At 47.4% G+C, this 13,727-nt stretch carries 10 protein-coding genes, 14 tRNA genes and 1 rRNA gene; 23 read left to right on the top strand and 2 right to left on the bottom strand.

The genetic code is table 11. The annotated features are described in order from the left end of the window. Nucleotides 1–276: 276 nt before the first annotated feature. From rrf to P397_RS0113550, 19 genes are all read left to right on the top strand, one after another. Nucleotides 277–392, top strand: a 5S ribosomal RNA gene (rrf, locus tag P397_RS0113645). Nucleotides 393–398: 6 nt separating this feature from the next. Next, a tRNA-Asn gene (locus tag P397_RS0113640) sits at nucleotides 399–473 on the top strand. A gap of 27 nt (nucleotides 474–500) precedes the next feature. Beyond that, a tRNA-Ser gene (locus P397_RS0113635) sits at nucleotides 501–591 on the top strand. A 21-nt stretch (nucleotides 592–612) separates the two neighbouring features. Further along, nucleotides 613–687: transfer RNA gene (locus P397_RS0113630), tRNA-Glu, on the top strand. 10 nt (nucleotides 688–697) lie between these two features. Then, nucleotides 698–771 (top strand) — tRNA-Met (locus tag P397_RS0113625). 8 nt (nucleotides 772–779) lie between these two features. Then, a tRNA-Asp gene (locus P397_RS0113620) sits at nucleotides 780–855 on the top strand. A 7-nt stretch (nucleotides 856–862) separates the two neighbouring features. Next, nucleotides 863–938 (top strand) — tRNA-Phe (locus P397_RS0113615). Between the two features lie 29 nt (nucleotides 939–967). Continuing rightward, nucleotides 968–1,051: transfer RNA gene (locus P397_RS0113610), tRNA-Tyr, on the top strand. Nucleotides 1,052–1,055: 4 nt separating this feature from the next. Continuing rightward, nucleotides 1,056–1,126: transfer RNA gene (locus tag P397_RS0113605), tRNA-Trp, on the top strand. Between the two features lie 13 nt (nucleotides 1,127–1,139). After that, nucleotides 1,140–1,212 (top strand) — tRNA-His (locus P397_RS0113600). Nucleotides 1,213–1,222: 10 nt separating this feature from the next. After that, nucleotides 1,223–1,294, top strand: a tRNA-Gln gene (locus P397_RS0113595). A 7-nt stretch (nucleotides 1,295–1,301) separates the two neighbouring features. Further along, a tRNA-Gly gene (locus tag P397_RS0113590) sits at nucleotides 1,302–1,376 on the top strand. A 6-nt stretch (nucleotides 1,377–1,382) separates the two neighbouring features. Continuing rightward, a tRNA-Cys gene (locus P397_RS0113585) sits at nucleotides 1,383–1,456 on the top strand. 35 nt (nucleotides 1,457–1,491) lie between these two features. Further along, nucleotides 1,492–1,572: transfer RNA gene (locus P397_RS0113580), tRNA-Leu, on the top strand. A gap of 4 nt (nucleotides 1,573–1,576) precedes the next feature. Then, nucleotides 1,577–1,647: transfer RNA gene (locus P397_RS0113575), tRNA-Gly, on the top strand. Between the two features lie 95 nt (nucleotides 1,648–1,742). Then, nucleotides 1,743–2,888 (top strand): tRNA epoxyqueuosine(34) reductase QueG, encoded by a 1,146-nt coding sequence (gene queG / locus P397_RS0113570; protein ID WP_028106876.1) that lies wholly within the window; start codon nucleotides 1,743–1,745, stop codon nucleotides 2,886–2,888. Beyond that, nucleotides 2,878–3,363 carry a methylated-DNA--[protein]-cysteine S-methyltransferase gene (locus P397_RS0113565; RefSeq protein ID WP_028106875.1) on the top strand — a complete coding sequence of 162 codons (486 nt, stop codon included), beginning with the start codon at nucleotides 2,878–2,880 and terminating at the stop codon, nucleotides 3,361–3,363. Before queG ends, P397_RS0113565 begins: the two co-directional genes overlap by 11 nt. Next, nucleotides 3,363–3,836 (top strand): tRNA (uridine(34)/cytosine(34)/5-carboxymethylaminomethyluridine(34)-2'-O)-methyltransferase TrmL, encoded by a 474-nt coding sequence (gene trmL, locus P397_RS0113560; protein ID WP_026833771.1) that lies wholly within the window; start codon nucleotides 3,363–3,365, stop codon nucleotides 3,834–3,836. Before P397_RS0113565 ends, trmL begins: the two co-directional genes overlap by 1 nt. A 245-nt stretch (nucleotides 3,837–4,081) precedes the next feature. Beyond that, nucleotides 4,082–4,648 (top strand): DUF5366 family protein, encoded by a 567-nt coding sequence (locus P397_RS0113550; protein ID WP_028106874.1) that lies wholly within the window; start codon nucleotides 4,082–4,084, stop codon nucleotides 4,646–4,648. A 1-nt stretch (nucleotide 4,649) separates the two neighbouring features. On the opposite strand, the gene P397_RS17420 is transcribed toward P397_RS0113550, so the two are convergent. Then, complete coding sequence (locus P397_RS17420) at nucleotides 4,650–6,425, bottom strand: transglycosylase domain-containing protein (RefSeq protein WP_035414228.1); 1,776 nt, start codon at nucleotides 6,423–6,425, stop codon at nucleotides 4,650–4,652. Nucleotides 6,426–6,641: 216 nt separating this feature from the next. On the opposite strand from P397_RS17420, the gene P397_RS0113540 reads away from it, so the two are divergent. The 4 genes from P397_RS0113540 to P397_RS0113525 are packed head-to-tail and all read left to right on the top strand — an operon-like array spanning nucleotide 6,642 to nucleotide 12,836. Then, nucleotides 6,642–7,802 (top strand): glucose-1-phosphate adenylyltransferase, encoded by a 1,161-nt coding sequence (locus P397_RS0113540; protein WP_028106873.1) that lies wholly within the window; start codon nucleotides 6,642–6,644, stop codon nucleotides 7,800–7,802. Between the two features lie 13 nt (nucleotides 7,803–7,815). Beyond that, a complete protein-coding gene (glgD, locus tag P397_RS0113535) occupies nucleotides 7,816–8,916 on the top strand; it encodes a glucose-1-phosphate adenylyltransferase subunit GlgD (RefSeq protein ID WP_026833768.1) in 1,101 nt (366 codons plus the stop codon). A 13-nt stretch (nucleotides 8,917–8,929) separates the two neighbouring features. Beyond that, nucleotides 8,930–10,381 (top strand): glycogen synthase GlgA, encoded by a 1,452-nt coding sequence (glgA, locus tag P397_RS0113530; protein ID WP_028106872.1) that lies wholly within the window; start codon nucleotides 8,930–8,932, stop codon nucleotides 10,379–10,381. Between the two features lie 28 nt (nucleotides 10,382–10,409). Further along, nucleotides 10,410–12,836: a glycogen/starch/alpha-glucan phosphorylase gene (locus P397_RS0113525; protein ID WP_026833766.1), complete on the top strand. Its 2,427-nt coding sequence runs from the start codon at nucleotides 10,410–10,412 to the stop codon at nucleotides 12,834–12,836. 34 nt (nucleotides 12,837–12,870) lie between these two features. On the opposite strand, the gene P397_RS0113520 is transcribed toward P397_RS0113525, so the two are convergent. Then, nucleotides 12,871–13,686 carry a sulfurtransferase gene (locus tag P397_RS0113520; protein ID WP_026833765.1) on the bottom strand — a complete coding sequence of 272 codons (816 nt, stop codon included), beginning with the start codon at nucleotides 13,684–13,686 and terminating at the stop codon, nucleotides 12,871–12,873. Between the last annotated feature and the right edge of the window lie 41 nt (nucleotides 13,687–13,727).

Here is a 13,727-nt window from a genome sequence, read left to right as displayed (position 1 = left end):
GGTAGCTACGTGCGGACGGGATAAATGCTGAAAGCATCTAAGCATGAAGCCCCCTCCAAGATGAGATTTCCCTTTGAGTAATCAAGAAAGACCCCTCAGAGACGATGAGGTAGATAGGTCACGGGTGGAAGCATGGCGACATGCGGAGCTGAGTGATACTAATCGGTCGAGGCCTTGTTCTAGCAGATGATTTTGTTGATGACTTCAGTTTTGAGGGCGCGAGCTTTTCAAAAAAAGTCTTGACGTTATGGAAACATAATGTTAAGATAATAGATGTCTGGTGGCGATAGCCAAGTGGTCACACCCGTTCCCATGTCGAACACGGAAGTTAAGCACTTGAACGCCGAAAGTAGTTGGGGGCTTCCCCCTGTGAGGATAGGACGCTGCCAGGCGATCGTTCCGCAATAGCTCAGTGGTAGAGCAACCGGCTGTTAACCGGTAGGTCGTAGGTTCAAATCCTACTTGCGGAGCCATTATATTACTTCTTCACCACATGCAATGGAGAGCTGTCCGAGTGGCCGAAGGAGCACGATTGGAAATCGTGTAGGCGTCATAAGCGTCTCAAGGGTTCGAATCCCTTGCTCTCCGCCATAACATTTTTCACTTTATAATGGCCCGTTGGTCAAGCGGTTAAGACACCGCCCTTTCACGGCGGTATCACGGGTTCGATTCCCGTACGGGTCACCATTTTTATTAGCGCGGGGTGGAGCAGTCTGGTAGCTCGTTGGGCTCATAACCCAAAGGTCGTCGGTTCAAATCCGGCCCCCGCAATTACATACGGTCCTGTGGTGTAGCGGTTAACATGCCTGCCTGTCACGCAGGAGATCGCGGGTTCGAATCCCGTCAGGACCGCCATTGTTAAGGCTTTGTAGCTCAGTCGGTAGAGCAGAGGACTGAAAATCCTCGTGTCGGCGGTTCGATTCCGTCCAAAGCCACCATATGATTTTTTAACTGATTTTCCCATTGTGGGGGGGTAGCGAAGTGGCTAAACGCGGCGGACTGTAAATCCGCTCCCTCGGGTTCGGCGGTTCGAATCCGCCCCCCCCCACCACTTTAGGGGCATAGTTTAGCGGTAGAACTACGGTCTCCAAAACCGTCAGCGCGGGTTCGATTCCTGCTGCCCCTGTTTTATTATTATGGCGATTGTGGCGAAGTGGTTAACGCACCGGATTGTGATTCCGGCATTCGTGGGTTCAATTCCCATCAGTCGCCCTTTTATTATTGGGCTGTGGCCAAGTGGTAAGGCACTGGATTTTGATTCCAGCATGCGAAGGTTCGATCCCTTCCAGCCCAGCTTTTGTGCGGAAGTAGTTCAGTGGTAGAATACGACCTTGCCAAGGTCGGGGTCGCGGGTTCGAATCCCGTCTTCCGCTCCAATGAGTGGCGCCATAGCCAAGTGGTAAGGCAGAGGACTGCAACTCCTCTATCGTCAGTTCGATTCTGACTGGCGCCTCCAATAATTCTTAATTGAATAGTTTTGCAAGAGATTGTGCCGGTGTGGCGGAACTGGTAGACGCGCACGACTCAAAATCGTGTTCCTTTGGAGTGTTGTTTCGATTCCGACCACCGTTATGTTGCGGGTGTAGTTTAGTGGTAAAACCTCAGCCTTCCAAGCTGATGATGAGAGTTCGATTCTCTTCACCCGCTTACCTGAAAAGAGCAACGTGTCGTTTTTAATTGACACATTGCTCTTTTTGTTTAGCATGGAGATAAACGAGCGAACTAGCGAAAGGAGAGATACGATGCAGGGGGAATTGTTGAAAAAAGAATTGCAGATGTATGCCAAAGAGATTGGAATCGATGAATGCCGCATCACGACGGCTGATCCCTTTTTGGTGATGAAACAGCGTCTCGTTCAGCAACAAGAAAAAGGATATGCTTCCGGATTCGAAGAGCCTGATCTTGAACGACGGACGACACCTACGCTGTTACTGGATGATGCCGTCTCGATCATCGCAATCGCCGTCGCTTATCCAAGCAAGCTCAAGGATGCTCCGCGTGGCAGAGAAGGGGAACGCCGCGGGATTTTTGGACGCTCTTCTTGGGGACTGGATTATCATCAAGCGTTGAAGCAACGGCTGACATTACTGGAGGAAAAAATTCAGGTGTTGTGTCCGGGTGCCCAAACACGTTCGATGGTCGATACGGGAGAATTGGTCGATCGCGCGGTCGCAGAACGGGCCGGAATCGGATTCAGCGGGAAAAACTGTTCCATCATTAGTGAGGAGCATGGTTCTTATCTTTATTTAGGAGAATTGATTACAGATCAATACCTGCCTCCGGACGAACCGGTCGAAGAGTTGTGCGGTTCATGTAACAAATGTCTCGATGCCTGTCCGACAGATGCTCTTGTCGAACCGGGCGTCATCGATGCGAAGCGATGCATCTCGTTCATTACACAGACGAAGACTCTGATTCCGGAAGACTTCCGCTATGCCCTCGGAAATCGATTATATGGCTGTGACACCTGTCAGCAGGTTTGTCCGTACAATCGAAAAAAACATGCCACACAACACAGTGAGCTGCAACCGGATCCGGAACAGGTCAAACCCTTGTTGATTCCGCTGCTTTCACTCAGTAACCGTGAATTCAAGACACGATTCGGTTCGTTGTCCGGAGCATGGCGCGGGAAAAAACCAATTCAGCGTAACGCGGTCTGTGCACTCGTTCATTATCAGGACCGGACGGCGCTGGAGGCATTACGTGTGATGGCGGAAACAGATCAACGGGAAGATATGCGTGCGCTGGCGATTTGGGCAATCGGACGGATTGCAGGACAAGAGGAAAAGGACTACGTCGAAGCACGTTTGCTCGTTGATTCTGCAACCGACGTCCAGGTCGAGGGCGAACGACTATTGAGTGAATGGAGGGCGGAACGTGCCGTATAAAAAAGTCAGCTGTACCTTTGGCGAACTCGTTGTCGCCTGGGAAGACGAGACGGTCGTTTATCTCGACTTCGGACACGATATGACACGTCTTAGACAATATCTGCATCAAGACGCTTATTTCGAAGCAGCTTTACCGGAATTCCTTGCCGCTGCACTGGCATCATATGAAAAAGGGCACCCCGAAGCATTGGACGGTATTCCTTGCCGCCTACAGGTGACCGATTTTCAACGGCGTGTCCTGACCGCTTTACGAACGATTCCGTTTGGACAGACGGCAAGTTACGGGCAACTCGCACGGATGATCGGTTCGGAGAAGGCAGCCCGTGCGGTCGGCGGAGCCTTAAATCGTAATCCGATCGCGTTGATTTATCCATGCCACCGGATCATCGGGGCAACAGGCAAGATGACAGGTTTTGCTAGCGGGATCGCCCATAAAGAAGCGCTACTTGCGCATGAGTTAGGAGAGAACAGTTAATGGCTATTCATGTAGTGATGTACCAACCAGAAATTCCACAAAACACAGGAAATATTTCGAGAACGTGTGCAGCGACACACTCCGTTCTTCATTTGATTCGCCCACTGGGATTTTCGACGGACGATAAACAATTAAAACGGGCGGGACTGGACTATTGGGAGTTCGTCGATGTACGGTATCATGATTCGTTAGAAGAGTTATGGAGTAAACATCCGGACGGGACGTTTTATTACATTACGAAGTACGGCGAAAAGTATCCGAGTCAAATTGATCTGTCGAATGTTGAAGAAGATTACTTTTTTGTGTTCGGACGAGAAACGAAAGGATTACCTTTAAACGTCATCGATGAGAATCTGGAGCGTTGTATCCGTCTTCCTCAGTCGAACCTTGTTCGTTCACTGAACGTGTCCAATACAGCAGCCATCATCGTTTATGAAGCGTTGCGTCAGCAAGGGTACGCCAACTTGCTTTAATAAATAAAAAAGCCTTGTCCCAAGAAGTTGTAGGGACAAGGCTTTTTGTTATTCGTTACCTTCAGGTTTTTTGTTGTAGCCTGCTGTAAAAATCGCTGTCAAGAAAGCGAGACTAACGCCTACCATTAAAATAAATGCCATTTTTGCTTCCCCCTTTAGTCTCAATAACCGATATAATCTATTATAGTATACTTGCTACTGTAATTGTGTGCTACATATGAAATTTCTATGAATGGAGACCTGAAATGCGCACGAACGTTTACTTATTAAGTTATGCCCCGCTCATCAGCATCCTGTTATTCAGCACTTCACTTGCAATCGCGACGTCAGAGCTTGCCCTGGCGTGGTTAAATGATGTCGGAGTGTACGATGAGCTGTTACAGATACTCAGTGCCCGAAATACGAAACTGCTTGTCTGGCTCGGCTTTTTAATTGTTTATTTCATGATTTTCAGTTCACTCAAGTTGATTTCTGATACGATCAATCAGCTTGGTTTTGCTTTTTTCATCAAAGAGCAGGTAGGGACGACGTTAAGCATGTTACGCCCCGGCAGCATTTTGTTATTGATCGGAGGATGTATCAGTTTTGCCTTCATGACGTCATTTCCACTCGTTTGTCTCATCTTGGCCGGCTCATTTGTCATCTATTTTTTCTTTTACGTCTTTCAAATCAGTAAGATGACGACCTCAGCCGGTGCAATCGGTTTAATAGTGTTTCTCTTTTTAGCTTGGGGCTTGTTGTTAGCCGGTCTTTCCTGGGTTGGTTTAAGTTTATTCAACTCACTTGGGGAAGCCGTTCTGTTCCCTAAGTGAATCAGGGAAGGATCGCAGCCCATGTTTTCACTTGCAACGTTGTGTTGGCTTCAGTTGGGAAAGCACGCGGAATGTCCGCACCGAGCCAAATACCGCCGACGTGTTGATCTTTGATACCGACGAACCACATATCTTTGTTGTCGTTAGTCGTACCGGTCTTTCCACCGATATAAGCCGGGCGTGTATCATACCCCTGACGGCCGGTTCCATAGGTCATGACGTTTGTCAGCCCTTTACGCAGCAACTGGTTTGTCCGTTTGGACCAGATGCGGTCTGCTTCAAGTGTATGCCGGTACAGTGTTCCTTCATCTGTCGTGATCGTGCGAATCATGGAAGAAGGGCTGTATAACCCGTCGTTGACGAACGTCGTGTAGGCATTCGTCAATTCGAGAGGGCTGACGCCATATTTCAAGCCACCGAGTGCGCTGTTGTACGAGTTGTCCTCATCCGTCCACTGACTGAAGCGAAACGGTCGGATTGCTTTGAGCCCTTCGTTGAAGGAAACGGCAAAAGCACGTAAAGCCGGCGTATTGTAAGAATAGGCGATGGCATCGGCAATCGTGACATCCCCGAGTATCCGGTTACTGCTGTTTTGTGGACAATATCCGTCGAAACAAACCGGACTTCCGTCAAGACGGCTCGTTAACGTCTTTTTTGTTTTTTCGAGATACGGTCCGTACACAAGGAGAGGTTTTAGCGTCGAACCGGGTTGCCGGTAGGACTGGACGGCCCGATTGAGTTGTCCAGGTAACGTTGATTTGTTGCCGACGAGTGCCGTGACACCTCGTGATTTTCCGTCAATTCCGACGTAAGCCCCTTCGATTGGTGTCGGTAAACTTTGAATCGACTGTTTGGCCCGTGCCTGTTCAACGGGATCCAAGTACGTCTGAATGACAGCGCCATGTTGGTGTAAGTATTGTTTAGCCTCGATCGGGCTCACGTTTTTTAAAGCAGCCGTTTGGCGAATGGCTTCAGCGACACTTGCGTCGATGTAATCCGGATAACGGATGACCGGCTTTTTAAAAGCAACTTGCACCGGTTTTACAGGTGTTTTTTTCGGAATTTCCCGAATATTTCGTAATTCTTTCAAAATCCGTTGTTGTCGTTTAGCCGTATTTTTCGGAAAACGTAACGGATCATAGAGTGAGGGATTGTTTGGAATCGCTGCTAAATAACTGACTTCCGCCCAGTTCAAATCCTTGGCCGGTTTCCCGAGATAAGACGTCGCAGCCAGTTCGATGCCATAAATGTTGTTGGCAAAATAGGCTTGATTGACATAAGCAGTCAAGAGTTCTTTTTTTGAGTATTTTTGTTCCAAAGAAATCGAAATTAAAATCTCTTTTATTTTTCTAGTATAGGTTTTTTCGGTTGAGAGATATGTCATCCGGGCTAATTGTTGCGTGATCGTACTGCCGCCCTGACCTTTGCTGTCTCCAGATTGATTTTCTGTGAAGGCACGTAAAATTCCCGTGATGTCATAGCCGTCATGCTGATAAAACCGGCGGTCCTCGATTGCGACGAAGGTCTTTTCGACCTTAGCCGGAAGCGCGTTCGACGTTAAATCATTTCGACGCAATCCGTCGTATAACTCCACACGTTCATCCTGATAGGCGACAGTAATCGGTTGGTAAGAGGCAAGCGGACGTTCAGTCGTCTGTTGATCGGCCCACGTAAATAATTCTTTTGCGACATCCAATTGATCACGAACTGAAAAAAGTGTTAGCACTAAACCAAAAGCCAACGCAAATAATAAAAAATATCCTGTCGTAATTCTCATGTAAACTCCTTTCAAAGGGCATTTCATCCTTATTATCGGTCTTTTTTGACGAAAACAGTATAATTTTTTAGAAATTTGTATTTTAATAAATCTATTTTGCAGGAATGTTATATTAAAAAGAGAAAAGGTGGGTATATAAGAGTATCTGTATAAATACCTGTATAAAACGTAGAACAAATGATTATTGAAAAAAGAGCATAAACTGGAGGGGACGAAATGGCTAAAAAGAATGTCGTCGCGATGTTGCTTGCTGGCGGAGAAGGAAAACGTCTAGGAGCACTTACGAAACACACTGCAAAACCGGCGGTCGCGTTTGGAGGGAAATACCGGATCATCGATTTCCCGTTATCAAACTGTACGAACTCAGGAATCGATACAGTAGGGGTTTTGACACAGTACGAACCACTGGAGCTTAACCGTTACCTCGGAATCGGAAGTGCATGGGACCTCGACCGACGAAATGGTGGATTGACGATCTTACCACCGTACCAAGCACAAAACGGCAAGAACTGGTACGAGGGGACAGCGAATGCCATTTACCGCAATATGAGTTACATCAACCAATACGATCCAGACTATGTGCTCGTGTTATCAGGGGATCACATTTATAAAATGGACTACGAAAAAATGATCGAAGAACATCGTCAAGGAGGAGCGGATGTGACGATTTCCGTTCGTGAAGTCCCTTGGGAAGAAGCACCGCGCTTCGGAATCCTGAATACAGATGACGATCTTCGAATCAACGAGTTTGAAGAAAAACCGGAAAATCCGAAATCAAATTTAGCTTCGATGGGAATCTATGTCTTTAACTGGGATGTTTTGAAACGCCACTTGATTCAAGATGCAGGCGATGCCGAGTCGAGCTTTGACTTTGGTAAAAACATCATTCCGAACATGCTGTTTGAGAATCTGAACATTCGCGCCTACAAATTCAAAGGATACTGGAAAGATGTCGGAACAATCCAGTCACTTTGGGAAGCAAACATGGACTTGCTCGCAGCCGATCCGGAGTTTGACTTGTATGAACCGTCATGGAAAGTTCACTCAGTGAACCCAAATCAACAACCACAATACATCGGCAACAGTGCGGCAATCGAGACATCGATCATCAATGAAGGCTGCCACATCGAAGGGGAAATCAACCACTCAGTCTTATTTTATGGCGTTGATGTCGCAGAAGGCTCACTCGTAAAAGATTCCGTCATTTTCCCGAACGTGAAAATCGGAAAAGACGTCACGATTCATCGCGCGATTCTCGCGGATGGTGTTGTCGTAGAAGATGGTGCGACAATCGGAACACCAAACGGCGAAGTGTTCGTCATTGAGGCAAACAGTATCATCCAGAAAAATGAAGTCGTCAAAGAAGCGATTCAATAAGGGGGAAGTACCGATGAAAGCAGATTTACTAGGGGTTATCAATCTCAGCGGCGAAGAAGGGTTCTTTAAGGAATTGACAGAACACCGTAACTTGGCTGCCGTACCGTTTGCAGGACGATATCGATTAATCGATTTCACGTTGACGAACATGGTTCAAAACGAGATTGCGAATATCGGCGTCTTTACGCTCGAAAAATACCGTGCGATGATGGATCACCTTGGATCTGGTAAGGAGTGGGATTTAGACCGTTCGAACGGCGGACTCTATATCTTCCCCCCGGCGTTGTCTCAAGATGCACATGAGTTCCGCGGCGACTTATCGAATTTCCATTTGCACCGTGATTTCTTCTTGCGGAGTAAAGAAAACTATGTCGTGATTTCGGGCTCAAACATTTTATCTGCAGTGGACTATCGTGACGTATTGCGTGAACATAAGGCATCGAATGCGGACATCACAGTCGTTTATACGAAACGTGAGCTGCCATGCAACTACTGCCGTCCGATTCGCTTCAGTGAACAGAACCGTGTGACGGCAATCGGTTCACGTGGTTATGAACCGTCTGATGAAACGTTCTACATGGAAACGGTTGTCCTTTCGAAAAACCTGTTTGTCCGTCTCGTCGACGAAGCGATCGGGCGCGGCGAGTATGACTTGCTGCAAAGCATCATCCGCTCGCAGCTGAACCGTCTGCACGTTCACGGTTATGAATATACGGGGACGTCACAGGTCATTCATTCCTTACGCTCGTATTACCGCGAAAGCATGCTGTTGCTGGAACAGTGGGGCGCAATCAATGATTTCCAACACGTCTATACGAAAATCAAGCACGAACCGCCGACACGTTACTTGCCGGGATCAACGATCAAGAACTCACTTGTTGCGAATGGCTGTAAACTAGAGGGAACAGCGACGGACAGTATCCTCTTCCGTGGTGTCAAAGTCGGAAAACATGCTCGTGTCAAAAACTCGATCATCATGCAAAAATCAGTGATCGAAGAAGGCGCTGTCGTTGAATACGCGATCCTTGACAAAGAGGTAACGGTTAAACGCGGACAAGTCATCCGTGGAACAGCCGAAGAGCCGATTGTCATCAAAAAACAAACAATCGTTTAAAGGGGATGTCATCATGAAGGTATGGTTTGCTGCCACAGAAGCGACACCATTCATCAAGACAGGGGGGCTAGCTGACGTCGTCGGCTCGCTCCCTTTAGCGCTTGCTGAAGAGGGTGCGGAAGTTTCGGTCATTTTACCGAATTACGGTCAAATTAAAGAACAGTATAAGTCGGAAATGGAATTTTTATTTGATTTCATCGTCCCGGTCGGTTGGCGGCAACAGTTTGGAGCTGTTTTACGTTTAAAGCAGGACGGCGTAACGTTCTATTTTATCGACAACGAATATTATTTTAAACGTGATGGTGTGATTTATGGTCATTACGATGATGCTGAACGGTTTGCCTACTTCTCACGGGCAGTGCTTGAGATGATTCAACGTGTGGATGCGGCAGAAGTACCGGACGTCATTCATTGTCACGATTGGCAGACAGGTGTCTTACCGGCGTTCTTACGGATTCATTACCAACATCTCAACCGTTATCAAGAAATCAAGACGGTCTTTACGATTCATAACCTGCAGTACCAAGGGGTGTTCCCGGAAGAGGTCCTCGGCGATCTTCTAGGTCTCAGCCACGAACACTTTACGGCAGAAGGTCTCGCACATAACGGCCTTGTCAATTACATGAAGGCGGGTCTCGTCCACGCCAATCAAATCACGACGGTCAGTCCGTCATACCGTGATGAAATCATGGATCCGTATTACGGTGAAACATTAGAGCCGGTCTTACAGCACCGGGCAGTCGACGTTCGCGGAATATTGAACGGAATCGACTACCGTCAGTTTAGTCCGGATACGGATGAACATTTAGTGGAAAACTACGATGTGAAGACGGTTGAAGCAGGAAAAGCAACGAATAAAGAAGCGTTGCAAAAAGAACTTGGATTACCGGTTAATCCGGACGTTCCGTTATTCGGATTCGTTTCACGTCTAGTCGATCAAAAGGGAATCGATTTACTCGCCCACATCCTGCCGGATCTGTTTGAACTGGATGCACAGTTCATCATTCTTGGTTCAGGAGAGGCTGAGTATGAAGGATTATTCCAACACGCATCGACGATCCGTCCGGATAAGGTGGCGTCGTATATCGGTTTTGATGTTGGTCTGGCACAACGGATTTATGCCGGCAGTGACGCGTTCCTCATGCCGTCCCGTTTTGAACCATGTGGTCTCAGTCAATTGATTTCGATGAAATACGGTTCGTTGCCTGTGGTTCGTGAAACCGGTGGCCTGCGTGATACAGTCCAACCATTTAATCAGTTCACATTAGAGGGAAATGGCTTCTCGTTCTCGAATTATAATGCGCAAGAGTTTCTTGATGCGATCCAACGTACGATTGAGACGTATCATGATAAACCGGTATTTAAGCATCTGGTTGAAACAGCAATGCAAGAAGACTTTAGCTGGATTCGATCCGCTGATGAATATTTGGCGCTCTATCGTTTAATCGCACCGTCTGCTGACTGATTGGGATTACGGGAAATGGGGTTTTGGAATGTTCAAAGACAAAGAGAAGTTCAAGAAGAGGTTTAATGAACGGTTTATTTCGATGCATGGTAAGGCATTGGAAGATGCGACTGAAAATGATGTCTATCAGACACTCGCTTACATGGTGCGGGAATATGTCACAACGGACTGGATGCGGACAAAGGAAACCTACATCCATAAGAAAAGTAAGCAAGTCTACTATTTCTCACTGGAATTTTTACTCGGGCGTTTTCTGTACAACAACTTGTTGAGCCTGAATGTCCTTGAAGATGTTCGTAGTGGACTTGCGGAGCTTGGCTATGACTTGGCTGATTTGACCGAAGAAGAACCGGAACCGGGTCTTGGTAACGGCGGACTCGGTCGACTGGCCGCTTGTTTCCTTGATTCGCTTGCAGCGCTTGGATTACCGGGACATGGTAACGGCATTCGTTATCAGTACGGATTATTCAAACAAAAAATCATCGATGGATACCAAGTCGAGCTGCCGGATAACTGGTTGAAGAACGGAAACATGTGGGAAATTCGACGTTCCGACAAAGCGGTCGACATTCCATTCGGTGGACATGTCTGGTTGGAAGAAGTCGAAGGCGGCAAGTATCGCGTCCATCATGAACCGGCAGAAATCGTTCGTGCGGTCCCTTATGATATGCCGATCGTCGGGTATCAGAACGGGATCGTGAATAACTTGCGTCTCTGGAGTGCTGAATCGCCGTATGACGACGATGAATTGTTAAACCAACACCGGGGCAACTACAAGGACTTGCTGATCCATAAACAAGCGATTCAGACGATTTCTGAATTCTTGTATCCGGACGATACGACATACGAAGGTAAGGTCTTGCGTCTGAAACAGCAATATTTCTTCGTCTCAGCCGGATTACGGAGTATTTTGTTATCACATAAAAAACGTAATACGTCGTTAAAACATTTGGGGAATCAAATTGCGATTCATATCAATGATACGCATCCTGTCGTGGCAATTCCTGAATTAATGCGAATTTTGATTGATGAAGAGGAATATTCGTGGGAAGAATCGTGGCGGATTACGAAAAGCGTCATGTCGTTTACGAACCACACGTTGTTGTCGGAAGCGTTAGAACGCTGGCCGGTCGATTTGTTCCGCGATTTGTTGCCACGGATTTATCTCATTATTGAAGAAATCAATCGCCGGTTCTGCAAAGATGTGCTCGATAATTATCCGCATCTGGAACCGAACATGCGGGACATCGCAATCATTGCTGACGGCATGATCAATATGGCAAACTTGGCGGTCGTCGGGACGCATTCGACGAACGGAGTTGCCCAAATTCATACGGAAATCCTGAAGCAGCGCGAGATGCGGCTGTTTTATGAGATGTTCCCGTTACGTTTTAATAATAAGACGAACGGAATCACGCACCGCCGTTGGTTCCTGTTATCGAATCCACAGCTTGCGGATCGCGTGACAGAAGCCATCGGGGACAGTTGGATCAATCATCCGTCCGATTTACAAAAGCTGACGAAGTTTGCGGATGATGTCACGCTTCAGCAAGACATCCGGTCGATCAAATTAGCGAGTAAAAAGGAATTGGCTGAATTGATTAAAACCGAGACGGGAATCGTCGTTGATCCACATTCGATTTTTGATGTCCAAGTCAAACGGCTGCATGCGTATAAACGACAGTTACTTAACGCGCTTCACATTCATTCTCTGTACTACCGTCTGAAAGAGGACAAATCATTCCAAATGACGCCACGGACGTTCATTTTCGGGGCGAAGGCCGCTCCGGGTTATCACTATGCCAAGGAAGTCATTCGTTATATCAATGCCCTTGCCAAATTGATTAATTCGGATCCGGAGGTCAGTCCGTACATGAAAGTCGTGTTCCTTGAGAACTACCGTGTCTCACTCGCTGAAAAAATCTTCCCGGCAAGTGATGTCAGTGAGCAGATTTCAACGGCAAGTTACGAAGCTTCCGGAACCGGAAACATGAAATTCATGATGAACGGTGCCTTGACCGTCGGGACGCTCGACGGTGCCAACATCGAGATTCGGGATGAGGTTGAAGATGCCAACATCTTCATCTTCGGGCTGACTCCGCAAGAAGTCATGAACTATAAGAAGTACGGGGGATACAGTGCTTACGATCAATACAGCGCGCAACCTGAACTCCGTCGTGTGATTGATGGTCTTGTAGACGGATCAATCTTCCCGACAGGTGAATTCCAGGCAATCTATGATTCATTGTTGACATACAATGATGAATATTTAATCCTCAAAGACTTTTTGTCTTACCAGCAAGCACAAGAACGAATTGGCCGGGCTTATCAAGATCCGGAAAAATGGTACAAGATGGTCATCATGAACATCGGGAAATCCGGTGTCTTCTCCAGTGACCGGACAATCAAAGAATATGCCAATGCCATCTGGAACATCAAACCGGTTCAAATCTAAAAAAAGTCCGATCAAGATCGGACTTTCGTCTGGCTTATTGCGTCACTTCATCCGTTTGACTGATCCAGTCGCTGTATGACCCGGCGTACAACCGAACATCGGTTTTTCCGAGGGCATGCAGGGCTAACACATTGACACACGCCGTGACGCCGCTACCGCAATACAAGATCGGAGAATCGGCATCGAGCAGATCAGCATACAGCTCTTTGAGGTCTTCCGCGTCTTTTAATCGTCGGTCCGGGGAAATCGCTTCTCCAAAGAAGCAGTTCACGGCACCTGGAATGTGTCCGGCAATCGCATCGATCGTTTCATTCTGACCACGGAATCGATCCGGGGACCGTGAGTCGACGAGCCGTGTTTCCGGCGGGCGGTTTTTCACCTCTTGAAACTGAACAAGCATCTCATCCTGAAAATCAGCTTGATATGTCGATTGGTCAAACGTCGTCGTCTCCGTGCTCATCGGGTAATCAAAGGCAAGATAAGACGATAGTCCGCCTTCAAGGACGACGACACGTTCATGACCAGCCCACTTGAATAACCACCAGGCGCGGGCGGCATACGGGAAACCGTCATCGTACAAGACGATGAAATCGTCGCGATGGACGCCAAGTGATTCGAGTGTCTGAATCCATTGCTTTTTAGACGGCAACGGATGACGTCCTCCTGTTTCAGACCGTGGTCCCGATAAATCCCGCGCTAAGTCTAAATATTGTGCCCGTTGCACATGACTCGTTTTAAAAGCGTCACGACCGTAATCCGGATCTTGCAGATCATAACGGCAATCAAACCAGCGGATCTGATCCGTATGAACAAGTTGCTGTAAGTCTGTCATTTGAATGGTTGGAAACATAAACATCACCTTGACCCTTTCTAAAGTAATCATATGAAAGG

Origin of the sequence: Exiguobacterium undae DSM 14481, assembly GCF_000620805.1 — a bacterium.
Classification (GTDB): Bacteria; Bacillota; Bacilli; order Exiguobacteriales; family Exiguobacteriaceae; genus Exiguobacterium_A; species Exiguobacterium_A undae.
This window is presented reverse-complemented; position numbering and strand designations above follow the sequence as displayed.

What these genes read in the sequence shown, in the direction of transcription:
- queG (WP_028106876.1), top strand. Translation starts at nt 1,743, where the DNA reads ATGCAGGGGGAATTGTTGAAAAAAGAATTGCAGATGTATGCCAAAGAG.
- trmL (WP_026833771.1), top strand. Translation starts at nt 3,363, where the DNA reads ATGGCTATTCATGTAGTGATGTACCAACCAGAAATTCCACAAAACACA.
- P397_RS0113550 (WP_028106874.1), top strand. Translation starts at nt 4,082, where the DNA reads ATGCGCACGAACGTTTACTTATTAAGTTATGCCCCGCTCATCAGCATC.
- P397_RS17420 (WP_035414228.1), bottom strand. Translation starts at nt 6,425, where the DNA reads ATGAGAATTACGACAGGATATTTTTTATTATTTGCGTTGGCTTTTGGT.
- P397_RS0113540 (WP_028106873.1), top strand. Translation starts at nt 6,642, where the DNA reads ATGGCTAAAAAGAATGTCGTCGCGATGTTGCTTGCTGGCGGAGAAGGA.
- glgD (WP_026833768.1), top strand. Translation starts at nt 7,816, where the DNA reads ATGAAAGCAGATTTACTAGGGGTTATCAATCTCAGCGGCGAAGAAGGG.
- glgA (WP_028106872.1), top strand. Translation starts at nt 8,930, where the DNA reads ATGAAGGTATGGTTTGCTGCCACAGAAGCGACACCATTCATCAAGACA.
- P397_RS0113525 (WP_026833766.1), top strand. Translation starts at nt 10,410, where the DNA reads ATGTTCAAAGACAAAGAGAAGTTCAAGAAGAGGTTTAATGAACGGTTT.
- P397_RS0113520 (WP_026833765.1), bottom strand. Translation starts at nt 13,686, where the DNA reads ATGTTTCCAACCATTCAAATGACAGACTTACAGCAACTTGTTCATACG.